Source organism: Fervidobacterium nodosum Rt17-B1 (assembly GCF_000017545.1).
Taxonomy (GTDB): Bacteria; Thermotogota; Thermotogae; order Thermotogales; family Fervidobacteriaceae; genus Fervidobacterium; species Fervidobacterium nodosum.
On the sequence record NC_009718.1, the window covers coordinates 1,324,442 to 1,345,256 of the forward strand.

At 34.1% G+C, this 20,815-nt stretch carries 18 protein-coding genes; 13 read left to right on the forward strand and 5 right to left on the reverse strand.

Features of this window, described 5'->3' with window-relative positions:
- The first annotated feature begins 29 nt into the window (after positions 1 to 29).
- From fsa to FNOD_RS06485, 8 genes are read left to right on the forward strand one after another with little or no spacing between them, the layout of a single operon-like run.
- Positions 30 to 683 (forward strand): fructose-6-phosphate aldolase, encoded by a 654-nt coding sequence (gene fsa, locus FNOD_RS06450; RefSeq protein ID WP_011994386.1) that lies wholly within the window; start codon positions 30 to 32, stop codon positions 681 to 683.
- A gap of 33 nt (positions 684 to 716) precedes the next feature.
- On the forward strand, positions 717 to 2,447 hold the full coding sequence (gene aspS, locus FNOD_RS06455) for an aspartate--tRNA ligase (RefSeq protein ID WP_011994387.1): 1,731 nt from the start codon (positions 717 to 719) through the stop codon (positions 2,445 to 2,447).
- 33 nt (positions 2,448 to 2,480) lie between these two features.
- Complete coding sequence (locus tag FNOD_RS06460; RefSeq protein WP_011994388.1) at positions 2,481 to 2,810, forward strand: STAS domain-containing protein; 330 nt, start codon at positions 2,481 to 2,483, stop codon at positions 2,808 to 2,810.
- A 6-nt stretch (positions 2,811 to 2,816) separates the two neighbouring features.
- A complete protein-coding gene (gene cmk / locus FNOD_RS06465) occupies positions 2,817 to 3,476 on the forward strand; it encodes a (d)CMP kinase (protein WP_011994389.1) in 660 nt (219 codons plus the stop codon).
- Positions 3,473 to 6,037: a bifunctional 4-hydroxy-3-methylbut-2-enyl diphosphate reductase/30S ribosomal protein S1 gene (locus FNOD_RS06470; RefSeq protein WP_011994390.1), complete on the forward strand. Its 2,565-nt coding sequence runs from the start codon at positions 3,473 to 3,475 to the stop codon at positions 6,035 to 6,037. The genes cmk and FNOD_RS06470 overlap by 4 nt, the downstream gene beginning before the upstream one ends.
- Positions 6,006 to 7,310: a ribosome biogenesis GTPase Der gene (gene der, locus FNOD_RS06475; protein WP_041257191.1), complete on the forward strand. Its 1,305-nt coding sequence runs from the start codon at positions 6,006 to 6,008 to the stop codon at positions 7,308 to 7,310. Before FNOD_RS06470 ends, der begins: the two co-directional genes overlap by 32 nt.
- A 30-nt stretch (positions 7,311 to 7,340) precedes the next feature.
- Positions 7,341 to 7,664, forward strand: a complete 324-nt coding sequence (locus FNOD_RS06480) for a hypothetical protein (protein WP_011994392.1) — start codon at positions 7,341 to 7,343, stop codon at positions 7,662 to 7,664.
- Between the two features lie 21 nt (positions 7,665 to 7,685).
- On the forward strand, positions 7,686 to 9,410 hold the full coding sequence (locus FNOD_RS06485; RefSeq protein ID WP_011994393.1) for an HD-GYP domain-containing protein: 1,725 nt from the start codon (positions 7,686 to 7,688) through the stop codon (positions 9,408 to 9,410).
- A 49-nt stretch (positions 9,411 to 9,459) separates the two neighbouring features.
- Here the strand turns inward: FNOD_RS06485 and FNOD_RS06490 are convergent, their stop codons facing one another.
- Positions 9,460 to 10,785, reverse strand: coding sequence for a substrate-binding periplasmic protein (locus FNOD_RS06490; protein ID WP_011994394.1), 1,326 nt, complete (start codon positions 10,783 to 10,785; stop codon positions 9,460 to 9,462).
- A 241-nt stretch (positions 10,786 to 11,026) separates the two neighbouring features.
- Between FNOD_RS06490 and rpsB the strand changes: the two genes are divergently transcribed.
- Positions 11,027 to 11,806, forward strand: coding sequence for a 30S ribosomal protein S2 (gene rpsB, locus FNOD_RS06495; RefSeq protein ID WP_011994395.1), 780 nt, complete (start codon positions 11,027 to 11,029; stop codon positions 11,804 to 11,806).
- A gap of 55 nt (positions 11,807 to 11,861) precedes the next feature.
- Here the strand turns inward: rpsB and FNOD_RS06500 are convergent, their stop codons facing one another.
- From FNOD_RS06500 to FNOD_RS06510, 3 genes are all read right to left on the reverse strand, one after another.
- Positions 11,862 to 12,749, reverse strand: coding sequence for a DMT family transporter (locus tag FNOD_RS06500; RefSeq protein WP_011994396.1), 888 nt, complete (start codon positions 12,747 to 12,749; stop codon positions 11,862 to 11,864).
- 150 nt (positions 12,750 to 12,899) lie between these two features.
- Positions 12,900 to 14,297: an extracellular solute-binding protein gene (locus FNOD_RS06505; protein WP_011994397.1), complete on the reverse strand. Its 1,398-nt coding sequence runs from the start codon at positions 14,295 to 14,297 to the stop codon at positions 12,900 to 12,902.
- Positions 14,298 to 14,417: 120 nt separating this feature from the next.
- Positions 14,418 to 15,488, reverse strand: coding sequence for a carbohydrate binding domain-containing protein (locus tag FNOD_RS06510; RefSeq protein WP_238374571.1), 1,071 nt, complete (start codon positions 15,486 to 15,488; stop codon positions 14,418 to 14,420).
- A gap of 443 nt (positions 15,489 to 15,931) precedes the next feature.
- Between FNOD_RS06510 and hrcA the strand changes: the two genes are divergently transcribed.
- From hrcA to FNOD_RS06530, 4 genes are read left to right on the forward strand one after another with little or no spacing between them, the layout of a single operon-like run.
- The gene (gene hrcA / locus FNOD_RS06515) at positions 15,932 to 16,954 is read left to right on the forward strand and encodes a heat-inducible transcriptional repressor HrcA (RefSeq protein ID WP_011994399.1); all 1,023 of its coding nucleotides are present in this window, start codon (positions 15,932 to 15,934) and stop codon (positions 16,952 to 16,954) included.
- Positions 16,955 to 16,989: 35 nt separating this feature from the next.
- Positions 16,990 to 17,574: a nucleotide exchange factor GrpE gene (locus tag FNOD_RS06520; protein ID WP_011994400.1), complete on the forward strand. Its 585-nt coding sequence runs from the start codon at positions 16,990 to 16,992 to the stop codon at positions 17,572 to 17,574.
- A 52-nt stretch (positions 17,575 to 17,626) separates the two neighbouring features.
- Entirely contained in the window at positions 17,627 to 18,754 is a 1,128-nt protein-coding gene (gene dnaJ, locus FNOD_RS06525) for a molecular chaperone DnaJ (protein WP_011994401.1), read from the forward strand.
- Positions 18,751 to 20,040, forward strand: a complete 1,290-nt coding sequence (locus tag FNOD_RS06530; protein WP_011994402.1) for a pyrrolo-quinoline quinone — start codon at positions 18,751 to 18,753, stop codon at positions 20,038 to 20,040. The genes dnaJ and FNOD_RS06530 overlap by 4 nt, the downstream gene beginning before the upstream one ends.
- 10 nt (positions 20,041 to 20,050) lie before the next feature.
- Here the strand turns inward: FNOD_RS06530 and FNOD_RS06535 are convergent, their stop codons facing one another.
- Positions 20,051 to 20,815: a LytR/AlgR family response regulator transcription factor gene (locus FNOD_RS06535; protein ID WP_011994403.1), complete on the reverse strand. Its 765-nt coding sequence runs from the start codon at positions 20,813 to 20,815 to the stop codon at positions 20,051 to 20,053.

Here is a 20,815-nt window from a genome sequence, read left to right on the forward strand (position 1 = left end):
TCAAATTTTTTATATCGAGAGGTGCGATTATGAAAATATTTCTTGATACTGCAAATATTGACGAGATAAGGCAAGGAGTTGAATGGGGCATCGTTGATGGGGTTACAACCAACCCAACGCTTATATCAAAAGAAGGTGCAGATTTTGAAAAAAGAATAAAAGAAATCTGTGAACTTGTTCAAGGTCCAGTTTCTGCGGAAGTTATATCTTTAAAATGGGATGAAATGGTAGAGGAAGCAAGAAAACTTGCTTCAATAGATGATTTTGTCGTTGTTAAAATTCCCATGACTCCAGACGGTATTAAGGCGGTTAAAATACTATCAGCCGAAGGAATTAAAACAAACGTTACACTTGTATTTAGTGCAAATCAGGCATTGCTTGCCGCAAAAGCCGGCGCAACATATGTTAGTCCATTTATAGGAAGGATTGATGATAATGGCAATGATGGTTTGAGATTACTAGAGGAAATTATGCAAATATACACAAACTATGGTTTTGAGACAGAAGTAATCGCTGCAAGTGTAAGGCATCCAATGCATGTGGTAGAAGCTGCAATGATAGGTGTTGATATAGCAACTATTCCTTTTGATGTACTTAAAAAGATGTTCTTACATCCTCTTACAGATGTTGGAATAAAAAGATTCTTACAAGATTGGGAAGAATACAAGAAAAATAAAAAATGAAATATTTTGGCAAAAGCTAAAGGAGGTTAGTAAATGTATAGAACACATACGTGCGGAGAACTAAGGGGAACAGATGAAGGTAAAAATGTAATATTGTCAGGTTGGATTGAACGCATAAGAGACCTCGGTGGTGTAAAATTCATAGTTTTGAGAGATAGATACGGAAAAACTCAAGTTGTCGTTAACCCTGATTCACCAGTTTATCCTATTGTTAACAATATTTCTAGAGAATATGTTATTCAAGTTGAAGGTATTGTCAGAAAAAGACCTGCAGAGGCAATTACACCTGAACCAACAGGTGAAATAGAAATCGTTGCATCTGAGCTAAAAATATTATCAAAATCCGAACTTCCACCATTCTATCCCGGTGATGATGTTTCGGAAGAAATGAGATTAAAGTACAGATATTTGGATATACGAAATCCAAAAATGATGAACAACCTTATTTTAAGACACAAACTTGCCTTTGCAACAAGAGAATACCTCTCAAATAATAATTTTCTTGAGGTAGAAACTCCATACCTTACAAAAAGTACCCCGGAAGGTGCAAGAGACTTTTTAGTACCGTCAAGGCTTAAAAAAGGAAATTTCTATGCTCTTCCTCAAAGTCCTCAGCTTTTCAAACAAATACTCATGATATCTGGTATAGATAGGTATTTCCAAATCGTTAGATGCTTTAGAGACGAAGACTTAAGAGCTGACAGACAACCCGAGTTTACACAAATAGACATAGAAATGTCTTTTGTACATATGGAAGATGTCATAAACCTTGCGGAAAACCTCATAAGATACATTTACAAAGCTATAGGTATAGAGCTTCCAGAAAAATTCGACAGAATAACATACGAGGAAGCCATGGAAAAATATGGCTCAGATAAACCTGATAGACGTTATGGAATGGAAATGGTTGATTTAACCGAATTTTTCAAAAACTCAGATTTTAAGATTATCAAAGAGGTTTTAGAAAGAGGCGGTTCAGTAAAAGGCTTTAAAGCTAATATTCCAATGAGTAGGAAAATCGCAGATGAATATTCAGAATTTGTAAAAGGATTCGGCCTTGGCGGAGTTTTGTGGTTTAAGCTTGAAAATGGCCAAATTACATCAACTACAGCAAAATACCTTGAAAATGAATACAAAGCTATAGCCGAAAAATACAACATGAACGAAGGAGAAGTTTTTATTATAGCTGCTCACGACAACAGAGAAAGAATGAACGAAGCCTTAGGAGCTTTAAGACTGAAAGTCGGTAAGCAATATGTAAAGGTCAGTGGTTTTGATGCACTCTGGGTTGTTGACTTTCCATTCTTAGAATGGAGCGAAGAAGAAGGAAGATTTGTTGCAAGGCACCATCCATTTACAATGCCGTATATAGAAGATCTCGAAGGTGGAGTTGAATTATCCAAGGTTAGAGCACATGCATACGATATGGTAATCAATGGTTTCGAAGTAGGAGGAGGAAGTATAAGAATACACAGAAGAGACATACAAGAAAAAGTATTTGATATAATCGGTTTAACAAAAGAGGAAGCAAAAGAAAAATTTGGTTTCTTCCTCGATGCTTTACAATATGGCGTTCCACCACATGGAGGTATCGCGTTTGGGCTTGACAGACTCGCTGCAATTGCCGCAGGAGTAGATAACATAAGGGAAGTAATAGCATTTCCGAAGACATCTAGCGGAACATGTTTGCTCACAAATGCTCCATCTGCAGTTACCCAGTTCCAACTTGACGAACTAGGAATTGCATTAAAACAAAGTCAATAACTTTCCTCATAGAAAAATTGGGAGGTGTTCTGAATGTCTATAAAATTTGAAAAGAAAGAACTTGCGGACAAACTCGTTGTTTCTATACATGGTGAAATCGATGCATATCATTCTGGAGAAGTAAAAAAGTTCCTCAAAGATGTTATTTCTGAAACAAAATTGAGCAAAATTGTGCTTGATATGTCTGAAGTAAACTATATTGATAGTGCTGGTCTTGGCAGTCTTGTAGCACTTTACAAAGATGCAAGGATGTCAGAAAAAGAACTTATCCTTGCTTCTCTTAAGCAAACAGTTATGAGAATATTTGAAATGACAAGATTGGACAGAGTTTTTAAGATTGTTCAGACAGTTGAGGAGGCATGATCCAAATTGCATTGTAAAATAGCAATAGACGGCCCCGCTGGATCTGGAAAGACCACTGTTGCCAAGCTAATTGCTCAAAAGCTTGGAATTGACTATTTAGACACTGGAGCTATGTACCGTATTGTCGGGTTGTATTTGCATAGCATTGGCGTAGAGCCGAAATCTACAAGTATTAAAGACATTCTGGAAAAAGTTAACATAGAATACATTGGTAAAGATTATTATTTGAATGGAAAAAAAGTGGGCGATGAAATAAGAACACCGGAAGCAGGAATGTTTGCTTCACAGTACGCAGCTAATCCAGAAGTTAGAGAATTCCTTACAAAAATACAAAAGCAAATATGCAGTAACAGAAGTATCGTTGCAGAAGGCAGAGATATAGGGACCGTAGTCATGCCTGATGCAACAGTAAAGATTTTTCTCGTAGCTTCGCCTGAAGTTCGCGCGAGACGAAGGTACGAGGAACTAAAATCCAAGAACATGGAAGTTAGCTACGAAGAACTATTAAGACAAATTGAAGAAAGAGATAAAAACGATTCTAACCGTGATGTGGCACCGCTTGTAAAAGCTCCAGATGCTATAGAAATAGATACATCAAATTTGAGCATAGAAGAAGTTGTTGAAAAAATTTTAGATATTGTAAAAGAAAGGTGCAGAATAAAATGAGTAATGAAACAAATAAAGTGAATTTAGAAATTATAGTTGGCCAATATGGCTTTTGTTTTGGTGTTGATAATGCTGTTAGAGAGATAATAGACCACTTAAATAAAGGCGAAAACCTCTTTACTGATGGCGAAGTTGTACACAATAAAAATGTTCTTGAAGAATTGAAAAGACTTGGTTTGAAGTACTCACCTCAAGAAAATGGTACTTTTGTTGTAAGGGCACATGGTCTGCCACCTGAAAAGTTGAATGAAATATCAAAAAATTACAAAGTTATCGATTTGACATGTCCAATTGTTCAGAATCTTTTTGCTCTTGGAAAGAAATTATCAAAAGAAGGATACAAAGTTGTAGCTTTTGGAAAGAAAGATCATGCAGAAATGGTAGCTTTTGCCGGACATGTAAAAAATTCTTTAGTTACTACTGAACCATTACCCTTGCTAGACAATAAAATAGCAATAATTAGTCAAACAACAAGCTCTAGCGAAAAATTTGCTTTGTTTATTGAAGAAATGAAAAAATTAAACAAAGGTAAAGAGATAAAAGTCATAAACACAATTTGTAAAGTCACCATTGAAAGAGAAGAACAAGCAAAAAAGCTTGCCCAAATTTGTAATTTCGTTGTTGTCGTTGGAGGTAAAAATAGCTCAAATACCAAAAAACTATTTGAGATAGCATATAACTATGGCAAAGCTGTACATATAGAAAGCATCAATGAAATTAACGAAATAGAAGAAATGTTGTTTAGAGAAAAATCAAAAGATATCCAAACCATCAAAATAGGTTTAATAAGTGGTACATCTACATATTCTAAAGATGTCGAACACATCTTAAAGTATCTTGTAAAAAACTACGGTGGGAGGGAACTTTACATGGAAGATTTAAACAACTTAAAACAAGAAGTCTTGGAGGAATCTTTTGAACAGCTATTAAAAGAACATGAAAACATGAATCAAGTGGGAAGGGGAAAGATTGTTGAAGGTATCGTAACAGAAATTACACCCACGGGACTAACAATTGACCTTGGTGGAAAGGTAACAGGAGTTGTTCCTTTAGAAGAACTTTTCAAAGAACTTAATGAATATAAAGTTGGTGAACAAATCAAAGTTAGAGTTGAAAAAATTAACGAAGAAGATGGAACCGCTATCCTTTCCGCAAAGAAACCTATGGAAAAGATAATATTTGATGAAATACAAAAAGCAAAAGAAAATGGAAAACCAGTAAGTGGAAAGATAATCGAAAGAATAAAAGGTGGATACAGGGTCATCCTCGAAAATGTTGTTGAAGCGTTCTTGCCCGGTAGTGAATCAAATATAAGAGAAGATGAAGAAATACCAAGAGAAAAAATGCAATTTGCCGTAATTTCTTACGAAACACGTGGTAGAAAAACAAATATCGTTGTTTCAAGAAAAAAACTTTTCCAAAAACTTATAGACGAATTCTTCTCAAATAGAAAACCGGGCGATGTAGTCGAAGGAATAGTCGAATCTATTTCTGATAATGGCGCATTTGTAAAAATCGCGGGTATAACAACGGGCTTCATACCAAATAGCGAAATATCTTACAACACATCAATTAAAGCCAAAGATGCTTTGACCGTTGGGAAAATTATGAAGTTCTTAATCAAGGAAATAAATCCTGAAAGAAAAAGAATACTTTTAAGTCTTAAAGCACTATTACCTGATCCTTGGGAAAACGTTGCTAAAAAATACCAGATTGGTCAAACTGTTACCGGAGTTGTAACATCAGTAAAACCTTTCGGCTTTTTCGTGAAAATTGAAGATGGTGTTGAAGGCTTCGTACCTATTGAAGAAGTTTTCTGGGGAAGAAAAGGGAATATAAACGAAGTCGTTAGCATCAACGATTTTGTCAAAGTTCAAATTTTAGAAATTAACCCAGAGAAACGTCAAATGAAACTTAGCTACAAAAGTGTTATCGGAGATCCTTGGGAAAAAATAGCTAAGAAATTATCCGAAGGAGATATAAGCGAAGGCAAAGTAGCAAAAGTACTTCCGAATGGTGTAATTATAGAAATCGAACCTGAAGTAACCGCATTTTGCAATATTTCTGAAGTTTCTTGGAATTTTGTCGATAACATCGAAGATGTAATAAAAGAAGGAGAAAGTGTAAAATTCCAAGTACTCAAAATCGATCCAGAAAATAAAAAAATCCGCGTTAGCATACGTAAAGCCAAGCCAAACCCTTGGAAAGCATTTGCCAATGCTCATAAAGAAGGAGACATTATTAAAGTAAAAGTAATAAAAGCTGTAGAAAAAGGTTACATAGGTCTTTGTGAAGAAATAGAAGTGTACATTCCGAAATCACAAGTTTACGAAAATTTAAATTTGGGCGATGAAATAGATGGTAAAATAATTAAGCTTGAAGAGCAAAAAGATATTTACAAAATTATCGTTAGCCCAAAAGCATACGAAAACTCACTGGCAACTAATAAAAATGAATCGAAAGACTTTGAAGGAGTAACGTTGGAGGGAAAAATTTCTGATGCAAACGCCGTCAGTGAAGAAAAACAAAATACCAACAGTTATTTTAGTAGGGAAGAGTAACGTTGGTAAATCAACCCTTTTTAATAAACTCGTTGGAAAAAGAAAATCAATAGTAGCAGATGAAAATGGTACAACCAGAGACGCGGTCGTAGACCGCGTCGTTTGGTATGATAAGACATTCCAATTAGTTGATACTTGCGGTATTTTTGAAGGAAAAAACGATGAAATTTATGAAAAAAGCAAGGAAATAACTATAAAATCACTTTCAGAAGCAGATTTAGTCATCTTTGTGGTCGATGGAAGGAAAGGGCTTTCTTCAGAAGATTACACAATAGCTGACTTGATTAGAAAATCAGGGGCGGAGGTTATTTTGGCCGCCAATAAAGTTGAAAATGAAAAAATTTATCAGAAAAATCTTCCGGATTTTTTTTCATTAGGTCTTGGCGAACCGTTTCCAGTTTCAGCTGAGCAAAGTAGGAATCTTGATGAACTTATAGAAACAATCATTAATAAACTTACATCAAAAGGTCTTGAATTAACTGCCAGTGAATACGACGAAAATATAATAAGAGTAACGTTAGTTGGAAAACCAAATGCAGGTAAATCTTCTCTTTTCAATATGATTGTAAAAGAAGAGCGGGCTTTGGTAACACCTATCGCTGGTACTACGCGGGATATAATAGATGAAATAGTTCAAATAAATAACAAAAATTATTTGTTCGTTGATACTGCGGGATTAAGGAAGAAAAGTAGAATAGAGGATTTTATTGAACGTGTAAGTACAATGAGAACAATTGATTCAATAGAACGATCCGATGTTGTTGTACTTGTTATAGACGCTACAGAAGGTATAACTCGACAAGACCAAAGAATAGCAGGACTTGCCGAAAAAAACGGAAAAGCCACCGTTATTGTTTTCAACAAATGGGATTTAGTTAAACACGCAGACAAAAGAGTTAAGGAATACCTAGATCAAGTAAATGAGAAATTGTATTTTATAGATTATAGTCCTGTAGTATTCACAAGTACCGTCAGCAAAGTTGGTTACAAAGAGCTTATAAACGCTATAAACAAATCATACGAGTCGCTGCACAAAAGAGTTCCAACAAGTGCCATAAATTCTGCAATTCAGAGAATGATTATAAAACCACCACATGGTTTAAAATTGTACTACGGATTACAAGTTGATATAAGACCTCCTACATTTCTTTTCTTCGTAAACAAAACTGAAGTACCAGAGAGTTTTCAAAATGCAATTAGAAGAACAATCAGAGAAAATATAGAGCCATTCGTTGGCGCACCGATATTTTTAAAATTCAAAGAAAGAGAATAAGTAAAAAAACAGTGAATTTGAGGAGCAAAAATGGAAGAGTTTGAAAGTTTAAACAACGAATTCCTTCAAGAACTTGACAAACTTTTAAAAGAAACTAATTGCCCAGAATGTGTAAAATGCGGATGGTGTTGTAAACATACCATCTGTTATTATGGTGAATGGGATTACGAGAAAAATCAATGTAAATTTCTAACAGAAGATAACTTATGCAGTAAATACGATGAAATCGTAGCGTTAGAAGAAGATATGAGATTAGAAATTAAACTTTTCGGTAGTGGATGTTGCTTAAATTACTCAAATCCAGACAGGTTGAAAATAATAAAACAAAGAAATAAAAAATTAGAAGATTTTTAAATAAAGAGGTGTAAACGTGGTATGCTAAGCAGTCAGAAAATAACAAAAGTTATTATGAAAAGAAATGTAACAATAGCTTTAATTGTATCAATAGCTTTTGCTGTTGTCTTTCTTGTGTGGCTTGGAAATTACATTTCAAAAGAGTCGTTTAAAACACACGAAACACTAAGTAAATCTTTCCAAAATATAGTTGATACACTTTCAAATCTTATTTTACTCAACGAAGAAGAAATAGAGATGCATATAAATTCTAGTTTGGCACTTGCAAAACAACTATTGGAAAATGGGAATTACAGTAATATAAACGAAATAAAGAAAATTTATCAATTTTCACTCTCAAAAAAATTTGTTGATATAGACGTCGTAATATCTAACAAAGAAGGCTCTATAATTGCAGCTACGGGCTATTATTCAAACTTTAGCTTTCTGAACTTCAAACCCATTGAAACTAAAATTAGCAACGCAGATATCACTGAACAATATCCGAAACTTCTTTCATTTGTTGGTTCAACAAGACGATTGGCGCTCCATACATGGGTAAAATTCAAAGATAACTTTATAGTATTTGCATTTTATTTAAATCCTGAGTTTTACGAAAAACCTATTGAGGCATTTACAACTAACAAAATAGGAAACATAAAAGATATAGCCATATATGTAAATGACAAAACCCGATTGGATACTTCTCAAACATCATTAGACAACAAAATATCCGAGGTATATTCCGAAAAGGAAATTCATCAATTTTTGAAAGTGACATTCTACAAAAAATTCATACTTTCCAAATATGATACAATTACTACACCATTGTATTTAAGAATTACAATGGAATATTTTAATTATCTATACATAAGCTTATTGTTTATTTTGGTTTTTGTTGGTACAATGCTCATTTTTACATACACATCTTCAAAATCATCTGTTGATCCGTTCATTAAAGACTTAGAAAAATTGGACACCGCTGTCCGAGAAATAGGCAATACCGGTATACTACCACCAGCTGGAAACTTTGTTTTAGCCGAAAGTCAAGAATTCTACGAAACACTCTCTGCAATACTTCAAGAACTAAGTGCAACAATGGAAGAATTGGAGGCAACAAATGAAGAACTTGAAAGAGCATATAATGATATCGCTAAAAAGAGTGAAGAATTTAAAAATCTATTGCTTAACATATCTGAAAGATTAGCAATTATAGCTGAAGGTTACGATGAAAATACGGGTCAGCATATATTCAGGGTTAAGTTACTTAGTGGATTTCTTGCGGAAAAGCTCGGATTGGACGAAGAAACGGTTGAAAAAGTCAAGATGTTTGCAAGTTTACATGATATAGGAAAAATATTTGTTCCGAAAGAAATTCTCCAAAAACCTGGAAAATTAACAGCTGAAGAATGGGAAATTATGCGTCAACATACAATATATGCCAAAAGAATCTTAGATGTACCTGGTTTTGAAAGCGCACTTAACATCGCACTTTATCACCACGAAAATTACGATGGAACAGGTTATCCTTTCGGCCTCAAGGAGAAAGAAATACCTATGGATGCCCATATAGTAAAACTTGTTGATGTCTACGATGCCCTAAGGTCTTCAAGACCATACAAGAAAGGATTTACTCATGAAGAAGCAATGAATATAATATTAAATGGTGATGGAAGAACTTCACCTGAACATTTTGATTCAAAATTACTCGAAGTTTTCGAAGAATATGAAGCTGATATAAATAGACTTTGGGAAAGTATAAAATAAGAAAACATCCACCTAAAAAGGTGGATGTTTTTCTAACGCTTAGTGCGTTTTAAAAAGCACTATTTTTACTTGCTTCAAATAAAGCGTCTAATATAACTTTCTCGATATTTCTATTCTCTTCTGAATTGTAAACCTTGAAACCTAACGAAAATTGAATATCAAAACCAGAATTTAAAAGTTTCTCCCTCAAAATCCTCCTAAAACTTTCCAAAACAAATGCAGCATATGAGAATAATATAATAACATACTCATTTTCACTATATTTAAATGCAAAATCCCCTTCTCTTATAACATTATTCAAAACATTCTCAAATATATTTCTATTCTTCTCTTCAAGATTTTCTACCTTAACGACTAGGACTGAAAGTAATCGATTCTCTCTTTTCGCCAACTCTGAGTACTTTTCCGATAAAATTATTCCAAAGGTTTTGCTGTATATTTTATCATTTAATACAACATTTTCGTTACTACTTTTTACTATACCCTCTCTAAATCCCTCAATTTTTCTTTCATATTCCCTCTTTAATTTTTTCATGCTGATTTTGTGTGACAAATACACAACTCCTAACGAAGCTATAAGAAATACTATAATTATAATCCAAAGATATCCAGGTACCTCAAATTTTTTATTTTCTTTCATTAAAAAGTAGCTATTAAAAAGCTTTTCAATCTCACCATTGGATTTTAGGTTCCTGATAGTTCTATCTATTTCCTGGACAAAAATATAATCTATGTCCTTCTTAAAAGCAAATTTCAGCAAGACAGGTGAAAAAACATAACTTGTTTGCCGAACATTTGGTACTTTTTCACTATTTACTAAGTATGAAAGCCTACTAACAACTCCAAAGTTATACTTACCATCGTTGACATTTGAAAGAACATCATAGTAAGTATCAAACTCATCAAAGTAAACTTCTATTCCAAAACTATTCATCAACTTCTTAAATTCGTTGTAATATATATCTCCTCGGTTAACCGCTACTTTCTTCCCATTCAGTTCTTGAATATCTTTAAATGGAACATTAGTTACAAGAACCCCCCAGTTTGTTAAAACCGGTTCTTCGTTGAATTTATAAATATTTCTACGCTCTTGAGTATCGGCAACAACCGTAAGTATGTCTATTTTTCCCATTCTTAACTCTTCTAGTAAACCATTGAATTCTCCAAAAACAAACTCAATTTTTTCAGACTTAACATCAAACGTTTTTTTCAATATATCTATAAACAAACCCTTGGGTTCTCCGTTTTCTTCGTAGCATAGTGGAAAATTATCATAGTAACCTATTTTTAAACCAAAGGTTTGAATACAAAAAATAAACGAAACCAGAGTCGCTAATATTACTGATTTTAAGGCGTTATTTTCAACATTTTTCATATTATCACCTCTCATTTTTAACGCTTACAGTGTTCATTAAATTTCTAATTTACGAATATATTTTACCACAATTCCTCTTGACTTATGAATTTAATATGATAAAATTCCATAGGTCAATGCCAAGTCATCACTTGGCAAAATTCTCACGCTAACCGTTTCCTACCCAGGTGCTTTGCTTAAAAAGCAAAGTCGGTAGGTGAAAGGTGGCGGAGGAAAAAACCAAATTCATGGAGGTGTAGGTATGCCAGTAGTAACTATGAAACAACTTTTGGAAGCAGGTGTACACTTTGGCCATAGGACACAAAGATGGAACCCAAAGATGAAACCTTACATTTACGGTGCAAGAAAAGGTATTTACATCATCGACCTTCAAAAGACAGTTAAACTCATCGATGAAGCTTACGATTTTGTCAGAGATGTCGCAAGCAAAGGTGGAACAATCCTTTTTGTTGGAACAAAGAAACAAGCACAGCAAGTTGTCAAAAACGAAGCGGAAAGATGCGGCGGATTCTACGTTAACAACAGATGGCTCGGTGGACTTTTGACAAACTTCCAAACAATTCAATCAAGAATCCAACGCCTTATCGAACTTGAAGAAATGGAAGCAAACGGTGAACTTGACAAACTTCCAAAGAAAGAACAAAGCAAACTCAGAAAAACACTTGAAAAGCTTAGAAAGAACCTTGGTGGTTTGAAAAACATGAGAGGGCTTCCTGATGTAATATTTGTTGTTGACCCAAGGAAAGAAAAAATAGCAGTAGAAGAAGCAAATTATCTTGGAATACCAATTGTCGCAATGGTTGACACAAACTGCGACCCAGATCCAATTGATTACGTTATCCCCTCAAACGATGACGCGATAAGAGCAATAGCTTTGATTGCTTCAAAGATTGCGGACGCATATCTTGAAGGAAGAGAAGGAGTACCATATTCATCTGAAGAAGCAGCGGCTCAACCTGAAGAGAAAATCGAAGAAATTGAAATAAACATACCCGAGGGTATCGGTGAAGAAGAAATATAAAAATTCATAGTAAAAACAGCCTTTCCAAATGGAAAGGCTGTTTTTTCTCAAATAACTATCTCACAAGTTTGGATTCTTGAACCTTCATCTTAGTGCTTAAAAAAGAATTTCCAAATAGTGCAACTAAAATCATTACCATCCCCAATATCTGCAAAGGCCGAATCACTTCGTTTCTAATAATGCTCCCTGCTAATACAGAAACGATAGTCGTCAAATTTGAGAAAAGGGAAGAAATCGTCGGCGAGACCTTACTAACCATGAAATTTACCAAGAAAAAAGCAACCGTTGAAGACAAAATGCCAAGGTAAAGAGCACTTATTATAACCGGTTTTGCGAAATTCAATGTAAATTGTCTAGTAAAAATACTTAAAGACGTAAAAAACAAAAATCCGGTTACCATCATAAAAAATGTTATCTCTTCAGGCTTGAATTGTTTTGAAAGTTTCCTTGAAAAAATATTATAAAACGCGGCTGAAAAAACAGCACCAAGAATTAATAATTTACCAAATAAAGAGCCAGACATTTTCTCACCATAGCCTATTATTAAAACAACCCCGATAAAGCTCATAAACGCAAAAACAATTTGAAACCATTTAATTTTTTCTTTCAATAAGAAAGGCGAAAGAATAACGATAACAATTGGAATCATAGCTATTAGCATTCCTGCTTCGGAAGAAGCCGCAAATTTTAAGCCATTTGTCTCAAAAATAAAGTAAAGAACAGGCTGGAATATAGCTACTTTCCATAATTTCCAATACGGTTTTTTTTCGAGTTTTACAATTCGAGATGAGATTAATACCAACATGGCAACAGTCGCAACGAAAAAACGGTACGAAAGAAAGGTATAAACAGGAACGTAATCAAGAGCGTTTTTTGTAAAAAGGAAAGAAAGACCAAATATAAAAGACATAGCTAAACCTGATAGGATAACTCTGATGTCCAACCTAAACACCTCCGAAGAAATACATATAAATACACAAAAGTTCGTATAGCGAATATATTTTTTAATATATTATACTATCATTAATTAAAAAAGAGAACTCCCAATCTTAAAAGATTGGGAGTCTCTTTGAAATTTTTCTTTCACTTTATATTACTTTCCTTCAATTTGTTTTCTTATTTGTGGAAATTTCTTTTCGGCTTCCGCTAATTTTTTCTGGAAAATAGTCCATGATTCTTTTATAACCTTATTAGCTTTTTCTTGAGTCTCTGCTGCAACAGCTTCAGGTTGAGTTGCACCTGCTCTGATTTTCTCGTTGACTGGGAATATAATATCCCAAATAACTTCAACCCATCCCGGTACTACCTTCCACATATCAACTCTAACGGTCTTATCAAGATTCTTAAGCATATACTTAATCCCATTTGGTATCTTCATTTTTTCGAAATAATTTATAACATCTGGGTGCATTGTGGCAGGTATGAACCAATCGATAAGTCTTCCTTTTTCTTCACCTTCAGACTCAAAGAGTTTTAATCTTGCTACAACTCCTCTTGGATCGTATGTGAGAAATCTTGCGAATAAGAACGCTTCTTTCGGATATTTTGTTGTTGAGGTAACGAATGTATAATTAACATGTACAGGAAACCTCTGACCAATCTTTTGATCGTAAGGAAGTGGGTAATAATCAAAATTCCAAGGTACTGTTCTTAGCCAGCTCCAATCGTACGTTGCTTCAAACCCCATAAGAACTTTTGACTCTCTGAAAGCATCCGCGTCTTTACCAAACTTCTTTTGATAATCGTCAAGCTCTCCTTTGTTTCGTGCTTCTTGATTAATCATATCGTCTGAAACAAGACCTGGTATAGATTTAAGCTCTTTTTGAAGCTTAATAGCAGGTATCCATCCACCTTTTACAAGATCAAATTCCCATTTCTCTGGATCAAAACTCCAAAATGTAGTGTGGTCACTAAGTACGGCCGCCATAAAAGTATCAAATTCCCAAAGCTGATTTATTCCTGAATATTCTCTCGTTGTAGCTCTTCTGGCATAATTTTTGAAAAGATCAACTGTCCATTCTTCATACTTTGGAACTTGTAAGTTGAGTTTCTTAAGCAAATCAAGATTCAAAACAATACATTCGAAATGTAACCTTTCACCCAAGGCATATGTTTTACCATTGTACTTAAATGCGTTTCGCACACTATTTGGAACATACTTTATATATGGGTCATCTTTTAAAAATTCATCTAATGGATAAACCCAACCTTGTGAGACAGGATATGATAATGGTTCCCAAGATTCGGCTATAACATCTGGTAAAACCTGCTTAGCAGAGGCTCTTGCTGTAAGAAAACTGTTTACTTCCGGCTCGTTTACAACCAATTTAACTTCTATATCCGGATAGTACTTATTAAACTCCGCGATAAGCTTCTTGTACCTGTCAACATTCCAACTCCACACAGAAACTGTTATCGTTGCCTTCGCAAAGATGCTGATGGAAAACAAAAGTAAAAACATCATTAAAAATACTCTTGAGTACCTTTTCATCCTCTCAACCTCCAGTATTCTTCTGAGAAAGTTCCAAATCTAGATATGTCAGCTATAAAACATAATAGAAGTCTTTTATATAAGCAAATAAAAAATACTTTTATGCCAAAGCTTAGTATTTTACTTAACTGGCGAAACTGAAACATCATCAAAGTAAAACGTTGTCGGCTCACCTTTTCCAAGCTCAAGACTTAGAGTCACTACTGGGTCACCATTTTCTGGATGGGTATATTCGAATGTAAATGTCTGCCATTCTTTTGTCAAGTCAAGTTTCTTTTCAAAATATGTACCATACGGTGCACCAGTTTGAACTAACTTCAAGTTTATAGAGCGTGGAACATCAGCTTTTGCCTTAAGAGAAATTATGTATTTTCCACCTTTTCTAAGTTTTATCCACTGGTTAAATTGTATATGCCATGTTTCCGTACCAGTATCTCCAACAACGATGTACCCATACCCATCTTTAACACCGTATTCTGATACTTTAGCTGAGCTAATACCATACTGACCTGCTTGCCATATCCACCATTCAGATGGCATACTTCCTTGGTCATTGACTATTTTGTAGCTAAAATCACCATCGTTGACTAAATTATCCGGTTCTTCTTCATCGAACTCGTATTCAACAGTCTCAACAGGTTCTTCTTCAGTTCTGTACTCTGGTGGAATTTCCGACTTATCAATTGGTTTGATTACAACATCTGAGAAATAAACAGTTGTTACTTCTTGTCTTCCAAGTTCAAAGCCGAACGTTACAGTTTCATCCGCTCTGTCAGGATGAGTATAGTAAAATTCATAAGTCTTCCATTCTTGTGTCAGTTCTATCGTTTGCGAGAAATAATTCGTCCATGGATCATGAGTTTGGAGTATTTTCACATTAATTTTTCTTGGTTTATCCGCCTTGGCTCTGAAATAAATATAATAGCTCTGTTTTGGTGTTAAATTAACCCATTGATTGAATTGTATGTGCCATGTATCAGAACCAACATCCGCAAGTTTTATGTGCACATAACCATCTTTAACACCATAGCTCTCAACCTTTCCACTGCTGACACCGTACTTTGCAGCTTCCCAAAGCCACCAATCATATGGATTCTTTTGTTGATCGTTTGTTATGGGAACTAAAAACCTTCCGTTATTTACAACACTTGTACTTGAAACATTTCCACCAAACACGAAAGACGAAATCAAAAAAGAGCACTTGTTAATAGCAAAAACTCCGCAACTCTTCTCATATTTTCACACCTCCAAATTCCTAAATAGTTAAATTAACTTTTATCACAGTTAAAGATTTTAGAATTATTCAGAAAAGTTTTTCCACCGAACGTTTAGTATTATACTAATGTAACCTGTTACACACAAAACTTTGAAAAATTAAACATTTAATAACAATTAAATGAAAAAATGCGAACTATAGTTTTTAATTCTCGATTTATCTTTATTTTTTATACACCCCTAGCATTTGAGCAACTGTAAAAATCGAGAGTTATTACTCTAAAAGATTGACAAAAAGAGCATTTGTGGTATAATTTTGGCAGATGGATAATAAGTTTGCTAACATAAGTGATAATTTTCAAAGCAACGAAAATCTAACAAATAAAAAAGTAAAATTCAAGCACTGAGGAGGTGCTTTTATGGATATTACAGAACGCCAAAAAAAGATACTTTACTGCATTGTTCAGGATTACATAAACACAAAAACTCCGGTAAGTTCTAAACGTGTGCTTGAGAGCGCTATTATAGGGCGTTCTGGCGCAACTATACGAAATGATATGAATAGGCTTATGAGGGCTGGTTACATTTATCAACCACACACATCCGCTGGAAGAGTTCCTACCGACAAAGGGTTACGTTTTTACGTTAGTGAATTGAAAAAAATACGTGATGAAATAAAGTCGAAAAGCACACATGTTGACACAGCGGCTAATTTTCCAATAGGTGATATGGAAAAAGTTCTCACCGGCGCGGCAAAATTGCTAAGCTCTTCAACTAAAGGCATGGTAATTATAGAAAAACCAAATCCTCTAAACCTAAGAGTAAAGAGAGTTGTAATTACACCTGTTAGTAAGAATTTTTCAATAGTGAATATAGTTACCTCGCTTGGTTTAAGCTCTTCAATACCACTTCAACATGGCGAAATTGAAAATGTAGCACACGTTGAGGAAATACTTAACAAGGTTATCTCTGGACTTACTTTGAATGAGTTTAAAACAAGAATTAAAGAAATAATATCCAAGATAAATAATTTCAAAGAATTCGATTTTTCAGAAATGGGGAAAGGGTTTTTGGAAATAACTGAGAGATTGTCTATGGAGAGATACGAAGATTACATTTCAGAAGGACTGTATAATTTGTTGTCTAATGACAGAATAAACCTTAAGAAGTTGCAAAATATACTTGGCTATGTTTCCAGTGAAGATTTTTACAAAGACGTTTTTGAATTGGAAAGCGATATATACATAGGTAAAGAACATAGCTTAAGATTTTTAGATGATTTCTCAGTAATTTTAGGTGATTTTTACGCAGAATCAACACCAATTGGACGTATCGCTGTTATATTTGACAAGTATGGAAAGTACGATCAAATAATAGATAGCTTTGAATTCATGCTTAACAGATTGACAGAATACTTCACAGTTGTATCAAGAAATGTGTAAACAGACAAGAATAAGAATATAAAGGAGGGATTTAGATGGAATTCGAAAAAGAAGAAAAAAAACAACAAAATACTGAAAACAATGAAATTAAAGAAATTAAAGAAAATACCAGTGAAGAGAATAGCGTACAAAATATAGAAGATGAGAATAAGCAACTAAAAGAAAAAGTTGCCGAGCTTGAAGCTCAGCTCAAAGAGATTCAAAATGCTGCAAGATTTATAAAAGCATCTTTCGAAAATTACAAACTAGACGTTGAACGTCAATTAAAGGAAAATACACGTAGTACCGCTCTTAGAATTTTCAGAAATCTTATACCAATTGTGGATGATTTCAAGAGGGCGCTTAATTATTACAACCAAACTCAAGATTTGGAAGAATTTTACAAAGGAACTCAGAAAATTATCGAAAAGTTTTTCAAAACATTAGAAAACGAAGGACTAAAACCAATAGATACTTCTGGAAGATTTGATCCTTTCTTACATGAAGCTGTGGAAAGGGAAGAACGCGAAGATGTAGAAGAATATACAATAATCGAGACGATTGAAGAAGGTTACACATACAACGGGCAGGTTATAAAGCCAGCGAAAGTGAAAGTAGCAATTAAACCAAGAAAAAGTTAAAAATCGTAGAATACCAGAATTAGAATTTCAGAAAATTTGAGAGGTGATTTTTATGCCAGTCAAAAAAGACTACTATGAAATATTAGGTGTTTCAAAAAATGCTAGTGATGATGAAATAAAAGCTGCGTATAAAAAGCTTGTTAAAGAGTGGCATCCTGATAGACACACTGGCGATAAGAAAAAAATTGCAGAGCAAAAATTTAAGGATATTCAGGAAGCATACGAGGTACTTTCTGACCCTCAAAAGCGTGCGATGTACGACAAATTTGGTTACGTAGGGGAAGGTATACCTTACAATTATGAATACACCACATCTTCTGGTGGAGGCTTTGGCTTTGAAGATATATTTAAAGATTTCTTCAATGATGATATCTTCAACATATTCTTTGGCAATCAGCGCACACAATCATCGCAAAGAGTATCTGGTAAAAGGGTACCAAAACGTGGCGAAGATATAAATATAGAAGTAACATTAAATGAAGCAGACGTATTCACGGGAAAGGATGTAACTGTTGAATACGATAGATATGAAGAATGTGCGCACTGTCATGGTGAAGGAGTTGAACCTGGTAGTAAGTGGGTTACATGTTCAAAGTGTCACGGGACAGGTGTTGTTCGTGAAGAAAGGAGAACACCTTTTGGTGTATTTATAAACCAATACACCTGTGATGTTTGCGGTGGACGTGGTAGTGTTCCGGGAGAAGTATGCCATGAATGTAGAGGTGCTGGAAGGATTAGAAAGAGAGTGTCCACAGTTGTAAATATTCCAGCCGGTGTTGAAAACGGCTCTGTTATAAGAGTTCCAAGAAAAGGAAACGCAGGAATTAACGGTGGAGAATACGGAGATTTATATGTCCATGTTAATATTAGGAAAACAAGCGAATACAAACGTGAAGGCGATGATATAATAATAGATGTCCCTGTTGATTACGTAACTGCAATTCTTGGTGGAAGTGTAACTGTAAACCTGCCGAGTGGTGAGTTTGTCGAAGTTGAAATTCCTTCAGGAACACAACCAAATGAAAAAATAATTGTCAAAGGCAAAGGATTTCCAAATCTAAGAAGTGGTAAGCGTGGGAATTTAGTAGCTAATATTGTAGTAAAGATACCAAAAAGGGTATCTCATAAGGAAAAAGAATTGCTAAAAGAAATAGCAAAAGAAAGAGGGGTTAGAATTTGAAGTTTGAATCCAAAAAAGTTTCAGCGATAAAAAAAAGAAAGAAAAACACGCTCAAAAAAATCTTCTTTTCACTGTTTTTTGTTGTTTTAATTTTTGGCATTTTGTTTGCTATTTACAATTTAGCAAAGTTTGTACCACTCTTTGCAAACTCGACTCCTGAAAAAAGTAAAGATAAAAAGGTCGAATCAAAAGTTATATCTTACAATGATTCTTATGAAGTTAGATTCCATAAAGTGATAAAAGATGGCAAAAACATAATAGCCATTGGTACTGTTATGAAAGACCCTTCTTTAAAATATCAACTATTAGTTGTCTCTTTTGACGAAAATGGAAATGTAAAGTGGAAAACAGAGTTTGGAAAAGAAGGCGATGAATGGGGATACGATATACTTAAATCAAATAACGGTTACATTGCCCTTGGAGTCGTCTCTTCAAAATCATTAAATGTAAACGGCAGATACGATGCCTTGGTTCTTAATATAAGTAACTCGGGAGATGTAATTTCGTACAAAGTTTACGGTGGACCAGATTGGGACAGAGCTTACAAATTGCTTAAAGTTAAAGATGGATATGTCTTTGCTGGAGACAATTTTATGAAAGGTGGAGATATTTTAGAAAACTTTGGTGAGCACGATTACTGGATAGCTAAAATAGATAGTAAAGGAACCTTATTGTGGAGCAAAAGTTTCGGTGGAATTAGGTGGGATAGAGCTTATAGCACAGATTATGATGCTGAAACTGATACCATAATAGTTGTTGGTTCTTCAAATTCGTTTACAGACGGAACAAGATACGAAGGTTATGTACTGGCTTACGATTCAAATGGCACATTAAAATGGAAAACGTTCTTATCAAATTTAGGAACAATATGGCCAACAAGTGCCTCTATTGCTAACTCCAAAATTTACGTTGGTGGATACGCTTACGAAAACGGAAGTGAAAAATCTTTTATTGCTATGTTGAACTCATCTGGAAAAGTTGAGTATATTAAAACATTTGCTGATAAAACAAGAATAAATGCTATAAAAGTTAAAAAAACAGAAAAACAAGACATAGTATACTTTGCCGGTTATAAAGATAATGGTACAAAGCAACCTTGGTATGGGCAATTTATCTTTTCATCTGAAATGACAGAACCTGTTTTGGTAGAGTACTCTATAGATTCTGAGTATGGAATGTTATTCGATATTCTTATTGAAGATGGTTACGTAATTACTTCAGGTTCAACAATGGAAAAAGGAAAAGCAATTGGATTAATCAAAGCGGTACCGGAAAAAGGATTATAAACTCGAATCACTAAGTATCTATAATTTTCTTTATATTTTCTTTATACATTCTTCCAACCGGTATTATATTCCCATTTATGAGCTCTATCGCTAAACCTCCAATATAGTTTTTCAAAATTTTTTTAACTGCGTTTATCGAAATAATATAAGACTTATGCACACGTATAAATTTGTCTTTCGACAATTTCGCTTCAAACTCTTTCAAAGGAGTCTTTGTTTTAAGAATGCCTTGTTTTAAATTAACTACCGTCAATCCTTCACTTGCTTGAAATAAAATTATATCATCGCAATTTACAAGTACTATCTCATTTTCAGTTTCGATAGGTATTTTTTTTTGTAAGTTCGATAAATCGTAAGACAATCTTTCAAGCATGCTTCTAATTTTTTCCTCTATGAAATCTTGATAGTTCTCATTTAATTTTTTCGATTCTATTGCCTTACTAACCTTATCGATTGCGTTTTTCAATCTCTCCCTACTAACTGGTTTTAAAATATAATCAATAGCATTCCTTTCAAATGCTTTAACTGCATATTCCGAATAGGCTGTTACGAAAACTACGTATGGTTTATGATTAATCTTGCTAAGCAGATAGAACCCATCCTTATCACCTAAGTTTATATCCAAGAAAAGCACGTCTGGCTTAAGTTCGTCAACCAATCTAATTCCTTCATCTACATTATCAGCCCATCCAAGAACTTCTATCCCTTCTTCTTTCAGCATTTTTTCGAGCACCATCGCAAGTAATTTTTCATCTTCGACAATTACACATTTCAT

Bases quoted from the DNA above. Each gene is read 5' to 3' on its own strand.
- aspS (WP_011994387.1), top strand. From the start codon at position 717: ATGTATAGAACACATACGTGCGGAGAACTAAGGGGAACAGATGAAGGT.
- FNOD_RS06520 (WP_011994400.1), top strand. From the start codon at position 16,990: ATGGAATTCGAAAAAGAAGAAAAAAAACAACAAAATACTGAAAACAAT.
- fsa (WP_011994386.1), top strand. From the start codon at position 30: ATGAAAATATTTCTTGATACTGCAAATATTGACGAGATAAGGCAAGGA.
- FNOD_RS06535 (WP_011994403.1), bottom strand. From the start codon at position 20,815: ATGAAATGTGTAATTGTCGAAGATGAAAAATTACTTGCGATGGTGCTC.
- FNOD_RS06460 (WP_011994388.1), top strand. From the start codon at position 2,481: ATGTCTATAAAATTTGAAAAGAAAGAACTTGCGGACAAACTCGTTGTT.
- hrcA (WP_011994399.1), top strand. From the start codon at position 15,932: ATGGATATTACAGAACGCCAAAAAAAGATACTTTACTGCATTGTTCAG.
- FNOD_RS06470 (WP_011994390.1), top strand. From the start codon at position 3,473: ATGAGTAATGAAACAAATAAAGTGAATTTAGAAATTATAGTTGGCCAA.
- rpsB (WP_011994395.1), top strand. From the start codon at position 11,027: ATGCCAGTAGTAACTATGAAACAACTTTTGGAAGCAGGTGTACACTTT.
- FNOD_RS06480 (WP_011994392.1), top strand. From the start codon at position 7,341: ATGGAAGAGTTTGAAAGTTTAAACAACGAATTCCTTCAAGAACTTGAC.
- dnaJ (WP_011994401.1), top strand. From the start codon at position 17,627: ATGCCAGTCAAAAAAGACTACTATGAAATATTAGGTGTTTCAAAAAAT.
- FNOD_RS06505 (WP_011994397.1), bottom strand. From the start codon at position 14,297: ATGAAAAGGTACTCAAGAGTATTTTTAATGATGTTTTTACTTTTGTTT.
- FNOD_RS06485 (WP_011994393.1), top strand. From the start codon at position 7,686: ATGCTAAGCAGTCAGAAAATAACAAAAGTTATTATGAAAAGAAATGTA.
- FNOD_RS06490 (WP_011994394.1), bottom strand. From the start codon at position 10,785: ATGAAAAATGTTGAAAATAACGCCTTAAAATCAGTAATATTAGCGACT.